Here is a 14,211-nt window from a genome sequence, read left to right as displayed (position 1 = left end):
CCTCAGTTCCAGCCGGGTACCACGGCCGCGAGTCGCTCCCAGAGCTCGGCACCCACGCGGTCGTCCCGGGCCTCGCGGGACAGCGTCCCGGCGTTGAGCCCGTCGAGGTACGTGCCGGGCCGCTCCTCGACCACGTCGTCGCCAGCGAGCCGGACGAGTCCGACCGCACCCGCCTCCGGCGAGAGACCGTAGTTCCCACCCGTCGCGAACGACATGAGCCGCATCGAGGGGGAGTCGGCCCCGAAGCCCGTCGCGACGAGCCCCGGGTGGTACGAGTACGCCGGGACGCCGGTGCGCTGGGTCCACTGCCGGGTCAGGAGGACGGCTGCGAGCTTGGCGGTGCCGTACGCGCGCCAGCCGCCGAACCAGGGTCGCCGCGCGCCGTCGAGGTCGTCGAGCACCACGTGCCCGAAGCGGTGCGCGAGGCTCGCGGTGACCACCATCCGACCGTCCTGTGCCGCGGTGAGCACGTCCGCGAGTGCGTTCGCGAGCACGAACGGCGCGATCACGTTGCGCTGCAGGGTCGTCTCGAACCCGTCGACGGTCCGCGAGCGGTGGGACACGAGGCCACCGGCGTTGTTGACGAGGGTGTCGAGGTCCGGGACCTCCCGCCGCAGGTCCGCCGCGAGGCCGTGCACGGCCTCCAGGCGGTCGAGGTCCGCGACGAACCGCGGCATCCCGAGTTCGTCCGCGATCCGGGCCGTGCGATCCGGGTCGCGCCCGATGACGACGACGCGATGGCCGTCGGCGACGAGGGCGCGCGCCGCGGCGGCACCGATGCCGGAGCTGGCGCCGGTGAGGGCGATGGTACGGGGGTGGTCGGTCCGCATGGCGTCGTCTCCGTTCCGACTACGGTCGGCCGAGGGTCTCGAGCAGTCGGAGCCAGATCTCGCTCATCGTCGGGTACGCCGGGACCGCGTGCCAGAGCCGGTCGATCGGGACCTCCCCGACCACGGCGACCGTCGCGGCCTGCAGCATCTCGGCGACGTCCTGCCCCACGAACGTGACGCCGACGAGCACATGGCGGTCCTCGTCGACGACGGCCTTCGCCCGTCCGGTGTAGCCGTCCGCCTGCAGCGCCGAGCCGGCGACGGCACCGAGGTCGTACTCGACCGCGCGGACGTTCAGGCCCTGCTGCCGGGCGGCCGCTTCGGTCAGTCCGACGCTCGCGACCTCCGGGTCGGTGAACGTGACCTGGGGGACCGCGGCGTGGTCGGCGGTCGCGACGTGCGCGCCCCACGGAGCGGTCTGGAGGGGCGTCCCCTGGAACCGGGCGGCGATCGCCTCGCCCGCCGCCCGGGCCTGGTACTTGCCCTGGTGCGTGAGGAGCGCGCGGTGGTTGACGTCACCGACGCCGTACAGCCAGTCGGTCCCGTGCACGAGCATCGTGTCGTCGACGTCGAGCCACGCGCCGGGGGTCAGGCCCACCGTCTCGAGGCCGAGCTCCGCGGTGTGCGCGGTCCGTCCGGTCGCGACGAGGACCTCGCTCGTGACGAGCGTCGAGCCGTCCTCGAACGTGGCGGTGACGAGTCCGTGCTCGTCGCGATCCACCCGGACGGGCGTCGCGCCGATGCGGACGTCGACCCCGAGCTCGCGGAGTGCGTCGGTGACCATCTCGCCCGCGAAGGGCTCCATCGCACCGAGGAGGCCGCCGCGGGCCACGAGGGTCACGGTGGTGCCGAACGACGCGTACGCGGTGGCGAGTTCGCAGCCGGCGACCCCGCCGCCGATGACGAGCAAGCTGTCCGGCGCTGACTGGGCGCTCGTGGCCTCGCGGGTGCCCCACGGCGCCGCGTCGGCGAGCCCCGGGATGTCGGGGAGCTGCGGGAGGGAGCCCGTGGCGACGGCGACGGCGGCACGTGCCCGGTGCTCGACGCCGTCGACCTCGATGGTGCGCGGTCCGGTGATGCGGGCGTGGCCGCGGATGAGGGCGATGTCGGCCGAGTCGAGCCACGACACCTGGCTGTCGTCCTGCCAGTTGCTCGTGAACCCGTTGCGGCGCGCGAACGTGGCCGCGGGGTCGACCGTCCCGGTGACGGCCTCCGCCGCGCCGCCGAGCCGCTGGGCGGCGCGGACCGCGTGCCCGCTGCGGAGGAGTGCCTTGGACGGCATGCAGGCCCAGTACGAGCACTCACCCCCGACGAGTTCCGCTTCGACGATGGCGGTGGACAGGCCACGCTTGTGGGCGTAGTCCGCCACGTTCTCGCCGACCGCTCCGGCGCCGATCACGATGAGGTCGTAGTCCGTCATGCCGCTGAGCGTACGCGAGACGGGGCGCTCCGCTCCGGGCGGGCTCCCGGCTGGTGCGGACGGGTCAGGAGATGCGTGCGGCGGCGGACAACGCCCCGACGACCCGGAGGATCACACCGAGGTCGTCGACGGCCCGGTCGGGATCCACCGGCGCGAAGCCGGTCAATGCGGCGCCCACGAGGCGTCGGCCGTCCGTCGCGGCGGCGATGAGGTCGACGAGCGTCCCCCCGCCCAGACCGAACGGCACGGGTTCGAGCAGGCCGTCCACCTCGGACGGGTCGAGGACGTCGAGGTCGACGTGCACGAAGACGCTGTCGGCCCCGGTGGCCACGACAGCCGCGCGGAGGGAGGCCGTGTCGGTGTCGTCCGCGTCGAGGGCGCGCACGTCGGCACGGGCGAGCGCCGCACGTTCGACGTCGTCGAGGCCGCGGGTACCCGCGATGACGACCATCGGCGCGGCGAACGTCACCGCCTCCGGGAACAGGTCGTCGGGGCGGTCGACCAGCAGGCGGACCGCGGCGGTCTCGGCGGCGACGGGCTGCGCGCGGTTCAGGGGCCGGAACCCGCTCGACCCGGACAGGCGGACCAGGGCGGTGGTCGGCGTGCACACGGCGGTCGCGCCGAGCACCACGGCGCCGTCCCCACCGATCGTGAGGACCGGCTCGGTGGCCACCCGGACCTCTTCGCTCACCGCCTCGGCGACGGAGCGGACCGCGGTGTAGCGGGCGACGGCCGTCTCGAGCCGGTCGCCGGCGCCCGCCGGGACCGGAACGGTCGTGGTGGCCGACCGGGGGAGGTCCGCGGCGATCGCGCTCGCGCCGTCGGCGAGTCGCATCGCGCGGGACGACGCCGAACCCTGCCACTGACCGACCACGAGGAACTGCACGTCCCCATCCTGTCAGTTCGGTCCGGCGTCGTCGCCGAGCGGGGCGGTGCGGCTCAGTGTCCGTTCTTCAGGGCCGCCAGTCGCGCCTCGACCTCGGCGTCCTTGCCGAGGTCGTCGAGGCTCTGGAACTGCGCGTCGAGGCTCGAGGCCTGGAGTTCCTGCTGCCCGAGCACCCGGGCCTCCTCGCGGCGGATCTTGTCCTCGAACCGGGCGAGATCGCTCGTCGGGTCCATGACGTCGATGCTGCCGATGGCCTCGTTCACGCGCGACTGCGCCTCGGCGGTCTTCTGCCGCGCGACGAGCTGGTCGCGCTTCGCCTTGAGGTCGACCAGCTTCTGCTTGAGCTGCTCGAGTCCGGACTTGAGCCGATCGACGACCTCCGTCTGCGCGGCGATCTGCGGTTCGGCGTCCTTCGCCTCCTGCTCGCTCCTGATCTGCCGACCGAGCGCGATCTTGGCCAGGTCGTCGAACTTGTCGGCGTCCGCGGTCTTGCCCTCGGCGCGGTAGCGGTCCGCTGCGGCACTCGCGCTCGCTGCCTTCTGGCCCCAGTCGGCGGCGGCGGCGACGTCCTCCGCGTGGTCCTGCTCGAGGAGACGGAGGTTCCCGATCGTCTGGGCGATCGCACTCTCGGCGTCGGCGATGTTGTTCGTGAAGTCGCGGACGAGCTGGTCGAGCGCCAGCTTGGGGTCCTCCGCGTTGTCGATGATCGCGTTGATGTTCGCCTTCGCGAGCTGCGCGATCCGTCCGAAGATGGTCTGCTTCGCCATGGTCGTGTCCTTTCTGGTGGTGGTGTCGTCACTGGTCCCGGAACGCCCGTGCGTCCGGTTGGTCATCAGAACCGGCCGCCGCCGGAGAAGCCGCCGCCGTTCCCGCCCCCGCCGCGACCGCCGAACATGCCGCCGAGCACGAGACCGGTCACGAGCCCGCCGAGCTGCGCGCCGTTCGAGCCGCCGCCGCCCGGCCAACCGCCCATGTCCTGGTCGGCCTCGTCCATCGCCGCGGCGGCGTACTGCTCGGCGGCGCGCGCTGCGCGGATCGCCGTGTCGGGGTCGGAGGTGGCGGCGCGCACGGCGTCGTCGAAGGCGCGCTCGGCCTCGGACAGGCGGGTCCGGGCGCGGGGCCCGATGCCGCCACGCCGCATCGAGATGAAGTCCCGTGCCTGGTCGATCCGGGCCCGGGCGTCACGGAGTGCGGCGTCGAGCGCGGCCGCGGCCCGCTGGCGGCGTTCCTCGCGCGACCGGGCGGCAGCGAGTGCGGTGTCGATGGCGGCGTTGACCTGCGTGAGGCGGTCGAGCGCACTGATCGGATCGCGGGGGTCGAGGTCTTGGCGGAGCACGGTCGCGGCGCGCGCGACGGCGGTCGTGACGTCCGGACCGGGGTCGCGGAGCGATCGACCGGCTGCGACGTCGGCCTCGACATCGGCACGGAGGGCCTCGACACGACCGGCGGTCTCGTCGAAGGTCCGAGGTGCGCTCGCGACGGCCCCGGCGAGCTGGGCGACCTGGGCGAGGGCGTGCTGCGCGTCGCGGACGGCGATCACCGCCTGACCACGGTCGCCGCTCGCGATGGCGTCCGTCGCGGCGCGTGCGCGCTCGTCGGCGTACGCGAGGACGTCGCGTGCTTGGTCGACGTTGCCGTCGACCGTCGCGATGGTGCGTCCGGTCCACCGGCCGCGCAGCGTGGTGAGCGTGGCGTCCGCGTCGGCGACCTGCCGTCTCGCCGTGGGCAGCGCGGCGGTCACCTGGGCCGCGTTCGCCTCGACGCCGTCCTCCAGTGCGCGCAGCGCGTCGAACGCCGCCGTCTGCTCGGCGAGCTCCCCGTGCACGCGGGAGCAGATCTCGACGATGCGCCGCGACCACGCGGCACGGTCGGCGGGGGAGTCCGGCACCTCGTCGTCGAGCTGCTGGCGGAGCGTGAAGGCCTCGCGCACCGCGCGTCGGGCGCGGTCGAGTGCTGCGGTGAACGGTGCGGCGGCGTCGGTGCCGAACTGTGCGACGGCGAACCCGACCTCTTGGTCGGCGCTGCGGATCTCGTCGTCGATGGTGACGAGGGCCACACCGGCACGACGCTCGAGGGCGGCGAGGTCCGCGGCCTCGGCAGCGGCGGCACGGGCAGCGCGGCGGTGGTTCCGGGCCCGGATGACGAGCACGAGGACGACGAGACCGGCCACGACCACCGCGAGCACGACCCAGAGCCACGTCAGGTCGGGCGGTGCCTGGGTGGCCGCCAGTCCCTGCGCGAACGCGGTCGCGGCGCCGTCCCAGTCGTCGGCGCGCAGTCTCGGGACGAGGTCGTCGTCGGTGGCCGTCCGGACGTCGTCCTTCGAGAGGGTCGTGGACGTGTCCGACTGCGTGACGTTGTACACGCGATCGTCGACCGCGACGGAGAGCAGCACGCTGTCGGTGTCGAGCTGGTTCCGTTCGAGCGTCGCGCGTCCCCACGCCGCCTGGTCGGACGGGTCCGTGAACCGCGGCACGTAGACCACGAACAGCCGGGTGTGGGTCTGGTCGTAGAGGTCGTCGAGCGCTTTCCGGACCCGGTGCTCCTGGGCGGTGCTCAGGGCGTTCGCGTCGTCGACGACGTAGGCGCCGTCGAGGTCGACCGGTGCGGTGGCCGATGCGCCGGCGGCCGGCCCGAGGACGGTGAGCGCCGCGAGCAGCACGGTGACGAGCCCGGCGGCCCGACGAGCGTACGGGTGTCGTCCTCGTCGTGTGCTGCCGTCGCGGGTTCCGCGCATCCGTCCTCCTCGTGCCGCGGGCGGTGGGCCGCAGGACCCTGGGACCCCGGAGTCTAGCGAGCCGCACCGCTGGGTGGCCGTGTCGCCGGGCGGTCGGTGGACCGCGTCCGCGCGGGGTGGCGTTCGTACCCCGTCGGGGCGCGTCGCTCCTCCCGCGGGTCCCGGGCAGGACCTCCGGGTCCGGCGTCCATGTCCCCCGAGTTGGGAGTAGCATGGACCGGCATCGGCGACGAAGGGAGCGGGCAATGGAGCGAGCGACCAGGACAGAAGTCGTCCCCCTCGAGGACGGGTTCCACCGGGTGTCGACACCGGCGAGCGGTGTCATCGGGTTCGTGCGCGAGCGCGACGGGCGGTACGAGGTCCTCCGAGGACGGGTGCGTCAGGCGACGCGGTCCGAGGGGATGTACTCCACCATGAACGTCGCGCTCATCGCCCTGACCCACGCCTGATCGGGCTGACCCACGCCTGATCAGCGGCCCCGTCGTCGTCGGCCCGCCCCGCTTCGTGCGGTGGTGGGCCGACGCCGCCCGGGCCCGTCGTCAGGGGCATCGGCGCGGGCGACGGTGTGGCGCGCGGCGGGATCACGTGCGCGCGAGCGCGACCTGTCGTCGGACCTCGTCGAGTGTGCGCATGAGCGTGATCGAGTCGTCGAGTGAGTGGACGGGGGAGTCCGTGCGGCCCTCGGTGGCCCACGCCGCCAGGGCGACGGCCTGCCAGACGAGTCCCTGCCGGCCGCGGAGGCCCGAGCGGTCGCGCCAGGCGTGCACGGTGTCCCCGAGGCGGAGCGTGAACGCGGCCGGGAACACGAAGTGCTCGGTGAACCGGACCGTGCCCTCGGTGCCCGCGATGGTCGGGAGCCCGTCGGTCGAGGCGAGCATGGTGGTCGTCACCGACGCTTGAGCGCCGGTCGCGCCGGTCAGCACGGCGACGGACTGGAGGTCCACCCCGCTTCGGCTGGTCCGTCCCGTCGCGTCGATGCGCACCGGTGCCCCCGTCGCGAACTGTGCGAACCACAGGCCGTACACGCCCGCGTCGAGCAGCGCGCCGCCGCCGAGCGCCGGGTCCGTGATGCGGTCGAGGCCGCCGAGGTCGTGCGGCCAGCCGACGTCGACGAGCGCGAGGTGGACCTCGCCGAGGTCGCCACGGTCGATGCAGGCCCGGAGGACGGCCGACTGCGGCAGGTACCGCGTCCACATCGCCTCCATCGCGAGCACCCCTGCCGCTCGTGCGGCGTCCGCGACCCGGACGGCGTCTGCGGCGGAGGTCGTGAACGGCTTCTCGACGAGCACGTGCTTGCCGGCGCGGATCGCGAGGAGTGCCTGTTCGGCGTGGTGCACGTGCGGGGTCGCCACGTAGACGACGTCGACCTCGGGGTCGCCGACGAGGTCCTCGTACGAGGTGTGGGCCCGGGGCACGCCGTGCCGGTCGGCGAAGGCCGCAGCCCGGTCACGCGATCGTGATCCGACGGCGACGACGCGCTGGTCGGTGGCCGCGTGCAGGGCGGCGGTGAAGTCGTTCGCGATCTCCCCGGGCCCGATCACGCCCCACCGGAGGGCGGGGCCACCGCGGAGCGGAGGGACGTCGGGCTCGGGGAACGTGAACACATGCCGAGCCTAGGGACGCGGTGCGGTCGGCACCAGCTCGACGCCGGTCGTCTCCGCCCGAGCGGCGAGCACCCGGGTGGCGAGCGTTCGGAGTACGTCGCGGTCGTCCCGTCCGAGCGGAGCGACGATGTCCTCGACCTCCCGACCGAAGGCGGCCGTGACGCGGTCCACGACGTCGCGTCCGGCGGTGGTGAGTCGCACGTGGGCCATGCGTCGGTCCTCCCGGGACGGCACGCGCTGGACCAGGCCGCGCCGCTCCGCTCGGTCGACGAGTCCGGTCACGCTCGACTTGTCGAGGTCGAGCAGGGCCGCGAGTTCTCGCATGCCCGGTTCCCGGTCGCGGAGCACGCCGAGCAGGCGGGTCTGCACGAGCGACAGGTCGTCGGCGTCCGCGGTGCGGGCGAGCGTGTTCTGGACGAGGAACGACAGCTGTGCGAGTGCGTCGACGATCCCGAGGTCGGGGTCCGGAGCAGTGGTCACACGGACATCGTACTTGTGGTGGTACGTGGCACCAACTAAACTGGTTTGTGCCACGTACCAAATTGGTGTGGCGCGAGGAGGAACCGATGCCCACCATGCACGCCGCTGTCGTCACCGCGTTCGGCGAGCCACCCCGGAGCGGTGCGGTCCCGGTCCCCGAACCGCGCTCCGGCCACGAGGAACTCGTCGACGTGGTCGCCGTCGGCCTCCATCCGCGCACCCGCTCGGGTGCGGCGGGTGCCCACTACACGAGCACCGGCGTCCTGCCGATGGTCCCCGGCGTCGACGCCGTCGGACGGCGCGCGGACGGGGCGCTCGTGTACTTCGTCGCGGACGACGACGTGATCGGGACGATGGCCGAGCGAGCCGTCGTCGACCGTCGTCGCTCCGTCGTCCTGCCGGACGGCATCGACCCGCTCCGCGTCGCCGCCACCATGAACCCCGCGATGTCGTCGTGGGTCGCGCTCCGCCGCCGCGTCCCCGTCCGCCCGGGACAGTCCGTGCTCGTGCTCGGCGCCACCGGCAGCGCGGGCTCCATGGCGGTCCGCATCGCGAAGCACCTCGGCGCGGGGCGGGTCGTCGCGGCGGGTCGGGACCGGCGGCGCCTCGACGCCCTCGCCGAGGTCGGCGCCGACAGCCTCGTGCAGCTCGGGGTACCGGCCGCCGACGCCGCGCTCGGTGCGGCGGCCGCCGACGTCGACATCGTGCTCGACTACCTCTGGGGCGCGCCGACCGAACAGGCGATCCGCGCCGTCCTCACCGCCAGGAGGGACCGGAGCGCCGCGCTCCACTGGATCCAGATCGGGTCCGTGGCCGGTCCCGACATCACGCTGCCGTCGGCCGTGCTCCGCGGCGCAGACCTCCGGCTGCTCGGCAACGGGCAGGGTGCCGTCTCGCCGGCGGGCTACCTGGCCGAGCTGCCGTCCCTCGTCGCGGAGATCGACGCGGGCGGCATCGTGGTCGAGCCCGTTCCCGTCGCGCTCGGCGAGATCGAGCAGGCGTGGGGTCGGGACGAGGAGCCGGGGCAGCGGATCGTGGTCGTGCCGTGAACGACGGACGGCCCTGAGCGACGGACGGCCTAGCGACGGACGGCCCTGAGCGACCGATGGTGCCCCCAGGAGGATTCGAACCTCCGCCCCTGCCTCCGGAGGGCAGTGCTCTATCCCCTGAGCTATGGGGGCCCGGGGTGCTCCCACCGTAGCAGGTCCCACGACCGCTCCCGGACACCGGTGACGGTGCCCGGGCAGCGGATGGACGACCCGCTCCGATCCGTCGCCCGCTGCTCGCCGTCGTCGACGTCAGCGCCGGGGCCGGGCCACCGCTGCGTGCCACGAGGCGGTCGACGGACTGTCCCCTGCCCGGCCCCGGAGGGCACGTGTCACATCGGCCTCTGAACCGCGCTACCCGGCCTGCGGCGTCGCGGACGCGCTCGCCGTGGCGGACGAGAGGACCGCGCGGACCGCGTCGACGACCGGCTGCGCGTCGCCCGGCTCACCGAACACCGTCGACTCCACGTGGATCCAGTACGGATCCGTGAACGCATCGGCCCGCCCGATGCCCTTCCGCGCCTCGAAGTAGCCCTCGACGGTGTACGTCGGCACGCTGTTGCTGTCCTCGTACAGGGTGTCCTTGAGCTTCGTCAGGGTCGACTCCGGCAGCGAGGCGACCGCCAGCGTCAGACGAGCGCCGCCGCTGGCGTCCCGCCAGGTGCAGACGTCCCCGCGCTCGGCCGCGATGCCGGCCGCCGTGCTGCCGTGCGCCGGTGTCGCGTCCGTGTCCAGCGTGAAGGTCCGGCCGTACGTGGCGAGCACCTGCTCGGGCACCAGGGCCGCGCAGGGGACGTCGACGCGGGTGCCGATCGGCGCCGGGGGTGTCGAGGAGGACGTCGTCCCGCTCCGTCCGGCGGAGGACGCGTGGCCACCGGTGCACCCGCTGACGGCGAGCACGCTCGCAGCGGCGATCGCGACCGTGGTGATCGCCCGGACGAGGGTGCGGGAGGTCATCCGACCATGATGACGCACCCCGTCCCCGACGCGCGAACCCCGCTCGCAGCGCGGCGCGCACGAGCCGTCGCCGCGGCGCGGACCGTGCGACGACGCCCCGGTAGACTCGACCGCCGTGACCCCAGCCGAACTCTCCGCCGCGTACCTGTCGATCCTCGCCGGGATCGTCGAGCGACGGGGCGCCGCCGACACCGTCGTGGTGGGGGAGTCCCACGCGGCCCTCGAACGCCCCCGCAACCGGGCACACGGGGACTGGTCCTCGAACGCAGCCATGCAGCTCGCCAAGCGCCTCGGGACGAACCCGCGTGAGCTGGCCACCGAGATCGCCGGGGAGCTCACCGAGCTCGACGGCGTCGACGCGGTGGACGTCGCCGGTCCCGGCTTCATCAACATCACGCTCGAGGCCGCCGCCGCCGGAGCGATCGCGCGGACCATCGTCGAGGAGGGCGGTGCGTTCGGGCGCGGCGACCTCTACGACGGCGTCCGGATCGACCTCGAGTTCGTCTCCGCGAACCCGACCGGCCCGATCCACATGGGCGGCGTCCGCTGGGCCGCGGTCGGCGACAGCCTCGCGCGCGTGTTCACGGCGCAGGGCGGGCTCGTCACCCGTGAGTACTACTTCAACGACCACGGCGGCCAGATCGACCGCTTCGCCCGCAGCCTGATCGCGAGCGCCCTCGGCGAACCCACCCCCGAGGACGGCTACGGCGGTGCCTACATCACCGAGATCGCCGCCCGGGTCCTCGCCACCTTCGACGGCGACGTCGCCGACCTCCCGCGGGACGAGGCGCAGGAGCTCTTCCGGCGCGAGGGCGTCGAGTTCATGTTCGCCGACATCAAGGCGTCCCTGCACGACTTCGGCGTCGACTTCGACGTCTACTTCCACGAGAACTCGCTGCACGAGTCGAAGGCCGTCGAGCGCGCCATCGCCCGCCTCCGCGAGCTCGGGCACATGTACGAGGCAGACGGCGCCCTGTGGCTCCGCACGACCACGTTCGGTGACGACCGCGACCGCGTCGTGATCAAGTCCGACGGCGAGCCCGCGTACATCGCGGGCGACATCGCGTACTACCTCGACAAGCGCGAACGCGGGTTCGAGCGGAACCTCATCATGCTCGGCGCCGACCACCACGGCTACATCGGCCGGATGATGGCGATGTGCGCCGCCTTCGGCGACGAACCCGGCGTCAACCTCGAGATCCTCATCGGCCAGCTCGTCAACCTGCTCAAGGACGGCGAGCCCGTGCGCATGTCGAAGCGGGCCGGCAACGTCGTCACGATGGAGGACCTCGTCGACGCGGTCGGCGTCGACGCCGCCCGGTACGCCCTCGTCCGCTTCGCATCCGACACGGCGATCGACATCGACCTCGACCTCCTCGTCAAGCGCACGAACGACAACCCGGTGTTCTACGTCCAGTACGCGCACGCCCGGACGTGCGCTGTGGACCGCAACGCCGGGGCGAGCGGCGTGGACCGGTCGGTCTTCGACGGCTCGCTGCTCACCCACGAGACCGAGAGCGCACTGCTCGGCGCGCTCGCCGAGTTCCCGCGCGTCGTGCGCCAGGCGGCGGAACTCCGGGAGCCGCACCGCGTCGCCCGGTACGTCGAGCAGCTGGCCGGTCTGTACCACCGCTGGTACGACGCCTGCCGCGTGACGCCGCTCGGCGACGAACCCGTGACGGACCTGCACCGGACGCGCCTCTGGCTCAACGACGCCACGGGGCAGGTCGTCCGCAACGGCCTGACGATGCTCGGGGTCACCGCACCCGAGCGGATGTAGCGCGTGTCGGCAGCGACGGCGACCGCCGGCGGCGCTCGGGGCCGGCGCCGCGGGCGCCGCGGCGTCGTCGTCCTGGTCGTCCTCGTGCTGGTCCTCGCCGTCCTGGCGGTCGTCGCCGAGCTCGTCCTGCGGCACGTCGTCGACCGGACGATCGCCGACCGGATCGAGTCGTCCCTCCCGTCCGGCACGGCCGGCCACGTCGTCGCCGACGCGCACGGCGTGGTCATCCCGCAGCTCGTCGCCGGGCGACTCGACGACGTCGACATCATGACGCACGACCTGACCGTGCGCGGCGTCCCGCTCGCGGTCGACGCCACGGTGCACGACGTGCCGGTGCGGGGGACGGGACGGACGGGTCGCGCCGACGGCACGGTGCGTCTCACCGCGTCCGCGGTGCGGCAGGCCGGCGTGCTCGACCAGGTGGCGGGGGACGTCCGTCTCCGCGACGGCGGCGTCGCGTACGCCGGGCGCACCCGCTTCCTGGGCACCGACATCCGGTACCAGGTCACGGCCGCGGTCGCCGCAGCGGCGAGCGGACGGGGCGTGACGATCACCCCACACCAGGTGCGCGTCACGAACAGCGCGCTCGGCATCGACGTCGGCGGCCGCATCCCCGGCGTCTCCGGGACGCCGGTCGACGTGTGCACGGCCCGGTACCTCCCGGCCGCGCTGCGTCTGCGGTCGATCGCGATCACGGCCTCGGCCGCCACGATCCGCATCGACGCCGCGCACGTGCCGCTGTCGGACGACGCGCTCCGCACGACCGGGTCGTGCTCCTGATCCCACGGATCGGCCCGTCGTGACGCCTCGCGTCCACCCGGCCGGGAGGCCCGCCGCGGCTCGGTAGGCTGGACCGGCCCGGTGGTCCCGGGCCCCGTACCACCCCGGAAGGCCCCCGTGACCGGCAACCCCCTCGCCCCCGCACGTCTGTCCGTCCCCGACGACCCGAACGCCCTGGTCGCCCGCATCTGGCCGGCCTCGGCGACACGGACGGACGACGGTGACCTCGTCGTCGGCGGGGTCACCGCGTCCGATCTCGTGGCGCGCCACGGTTCCCCGCTGTACGTCGTCGACGCCTCCGACGTCCGCGCCCGGGCGGCGCGCGTGCGTGACGCGTTCGAGGACGCCTTCGCCCGCGTGGGTTCGACGGCGCACGTCTACTACGCCGGGAAGGCCTTCCTGACGACCCAGGTCGCCGCGTGGATGGCCGAAGCCGGCCTCCGCGTGGACGTCTGCACGGGCGGTGAGCTCGCCGTGGCGCTCGCGGGCGGCGTCGATCCCGGACGGCTCGGGTTCCACGGCAACGACAAGTCCGACGCCGAGATCGAGCGTGCCGTCGAGGTCGGACTCGGCACGATCGTGCTCGACAGCGTCGAGGAGATCGGCCGCGTCGCGCGGATCGCCGAGCGCGCAGGAGCGGTCCAGCGCGTCCGCATCCGGATCAACAGCGGCGTACACGCCTCGACGCACGAGTACCTCGCCACCGCTCGCGAGGACCAGAAGTTCGGCATCCCCCTGACCGAGGCGGTGGCCGCGGGCCGGGCGGTCCGGGCGGAGCCGGCGTTGGCGTTCGTCGGGCTCCACTCGCACATCGGGTCGCAGATCTTCGACGAGGGCGGGTTCCGCGAGGCCGCCCGTCGCCTCGTCGAGGTCCACGCCGCCCTCGCCGCCGAGGGGCCCGTGCCGGAGCTCAACCTCGGTGGTGGCTGGGGCATCGACTACACGGAGTCGGACCGGGCGTTCGAGCCGGAGGACATCGCCGAGGCCCTCGCACGGATCATCGCGGACGCCTGCGCGGCACGGGACGTCCCCGTGCCGGTCGTCGCCGTCGAACCCGGGCGGTACATCGTCGGGCCGCCCGGCATCACGCTCTACCGCGTCGGTACCGTCAAGCCCGTCGAACTCGCACTCGACGCCTCGACCGCTGCACCGGGCGACGGGTCCGGAGCGGAGGACCCGGTGCGTGCCGAGGAGGCGCCGCACGGGCCGGTTGAGACCGCCGAGCACCGTCCCCTCGGACCGACCGCCGTCCGGACGTACGTGAGCGTCGACGGGGGCATGAGCGACAACGCGCGGCCCGCGCTCTACGACGCGGACTACACGGCCCGGCTCGCCCGCACCTCCGACGCCGCCCCGGTCCTCGTGCGCGTCGTCGGCAAGCACTGCGAGAGCGGCGACGTCGTGGTGCGGGACGACTACCTGCCGGGTGACGTCCACCGGGGTGACCTGCTCGCGGTGGCGGCGACCGGCGCCTACTGCTGGAGCCTCTCGAGCAACTACAACCACGTGGCGCGCCCGGCGGTGGTGGCGGTGGCCGACGGCGTCGCCCGTATCCTCGTGCGGGGCGAAACGGTCGACGACCTGCTCGCCCGCGACGCCGGCCTCGTCCCGAGCGGCGGCGCCTTCGGCGGCCCGACCGCCCACGGCGTCCGCGGCGACGCATCCTGACCACCGTCCGCGCCCGACCCGCA

The 14,211-nt window shown here is 73.8% G+C and carries 13 protein-coding genes and 1 tRNA gene; 5 read left to right on the top strand and 9 right to left on the bottom strand.

Annotated features, from left to right (window positions below; translation table 11 throughout):
• Positions 1-2: 2 nt before the first annotated feature.
• From DEI86_RS03790 to DEI86_RS03770, 5 genes are all read right to left on the bottom strand, one after another.
• Positions 3-830, bottom strand: a complete 828-nt coding sequence (locus DEI86_RS03790; RefSeq protein ID WP_111013765.1) for an SDR family NAD(P)-dependent oxidoreductase — start codon at positions 828-830, stop codon at positions 3-5.
• Between the two features lie 19 nt (positions 831-849).
• Positions 850-2,250: an NAD(P)/FAD-dependent oxidoreductase gene (locus DEI86_RS03785; RefSeq protein WP_111048845.1), complete on the bottom strand. Its 1,401-nt coding sequence runs from the start codon at positions 2,248-2,250 to the stop codon at positions 850-852.
• A 64-nt stretch (positions 2,251-2,314) separates the two neighbouring features.
• A complete protein-coding gene (locus tag DEI86_RS03780) occupies positions 2,315-3,136 on the bottom strand; it encodes an arginase family protein (protein WP_111048844.1) in 822 nt (273 codons plus the stop codon).
• A 53-nt stretch (positions 3,137-3,189) separates the two neighbouring features.
• Entirely contained in the window at positions 3,190-3,903 is a 714-nt protein-coding gene (locus tag DEI86_RS03775; RefSeq protein WP_111013768.1) for a PspA/IM30 family protein, read from the bottom strand.
• A gap of 65 nt (positions 3,904-3,968) precedes the next feature.
• A complete protein-coding gene (locus DEI86_RS03770) occupies positions 3,969-5,873 on the bottom strand; it encodes a YgcG family protein (protein WP_111048843.1) in 1,905 nt (634 codons plus the stop codon).
• A gap of 245 nt (positions 5,874-6,118) precedes the next feature.
• Here DEI86_RS03770 and DEI86_RS03765 point away from each other — a divergent pair, with 245 nt between their 5' ends.
• Entirely contained in the window at positions 6,119-6,322 is a 204-nt protein-coding gene (locus tag DEI86_RS03765) for a hypothetical protein (protein ID WP_111013770.1), read from the top strand.
• A 132-nt stretch (positions 6,323-6,454) separates the two neighbouring features.
• Here the strand turns inward: DEI86_RS03765 and DEI86_RS03760 are convergent, their stop codons facing one another.
• Positions 6,455-7,477, bottom strand: coding sequence for a Gfo/Idh/MocA family protein (locus DEI86_RS03760; RefSeq protein ID WP_111013771.1), 1,023 nt, complete (start codon positions 7,475-7,477; stop codon positions 6,455-6,457).
• A gap of 9 nt (positions 7,478-7,486) precedes the next feature.
• Entirely contained in the window at positions 7,487-7,957 is a 471-nt protein-coding gene (locus DEI86_RS03755; protein ID WP_111009210.1) for a MarR family winged helix-turn-helix transcriptional regulator, read from the bottom strand.
• An 86-nt stretch (positions 7,958-8,043) separates the two neighbouring features.
• On the opposite strand from DEI86_RS03755, the gene DEI86_RS03750 reads away from it, so the two are divergent.
• Complete coding sequence (locus DEI86_RS03750; RefSeq protein WP_258372349.1) at positions 8,044-9,006, top strand: zinc-binding alcohol dehydrogenase family protein; 963 nt, start codon at positions 8,044-8,046, stop codon at positions 9,004-9,006.
• Positions 9,007-9,063: 57 nt separating this feature from the next.
• Here DEI86_RS03750 and DEI86_RS03745 read toward each other — a convergent pair.
• Positions 9,064-9,138: transfer RNA gene (locus tag DEI86_RS03745), tRNA-Arg, on the bottom strand.
• A 219-nt stretch (positions 9,139-9,357) separates the two neighbouring features.
• Positions 9,358-9,960, bottom strand: a complete 603-nt coding sequence (locus DEI86_RS03740; protein WP_111035926.1) for a hypothetical protein — start codon at positions 9,958-9,960, stop codon at positions 9,358-9,360.
• Between the two features lie 115 nt (positions 9,961-10,075).
• Between DEI86_RS03740 and argS the strand changes: the two genes are divergently transcribed.
• From argS to DEI86_RS03725, 3 genes are all read left to right on the top strand, one after another.
• Positions 10,076-11,740 (top strand): arginine--tRNA ligase, encoded by a 1,665-nt coding sequence (gene argS, locus DEI86_RS03735; RefSeq protein ID WP_111048842.1) that lies wholly within the window; start codon positions 10,076-10,078, stop codon positions 11,738-11,740.
• 3 nt (positions 11,741-11,743) lie between these two features.
• Positions 11,744-12,520, top strand: a complete 777-nt coding sequence (locus DEI86_RS03730; protein ID WP_111048841.1) for a hypothetical protein — start codon at positions 11,744-11,746, stop codon at positions 12,518-12,520.
• Between the two features lie 117 nt (positions 12,521-12,637).
• The gene (locus DEI86_RS03725) at positions 12,638-14,188 is read left to right on the top strand and encodes an alanine racemase (RefSeq protein ID WP_111048840.1); all 1,551 of its coding nucleotides are present in this window, start codon (positions 12,638-12,640) and stop codon (positions 14,186-14,188) included.
• Positions 14,189-14,211 lie beyond the last annotated feature (23 nt).

It is taken from the genome of Curtobacterium sp. MCBD17_028, assembly GCF_003234875.1.
GTDB lineage: Bacteria > Actinomycetota > Actinomycetes > Actinomycetales > Microbacteriaceae > Curtobacterium.
The sequence above is the reverse complement of the archived record's forward strand: the minus strand, read 5'-3'. Positions and strand labels throughout refer to the sequence as shown.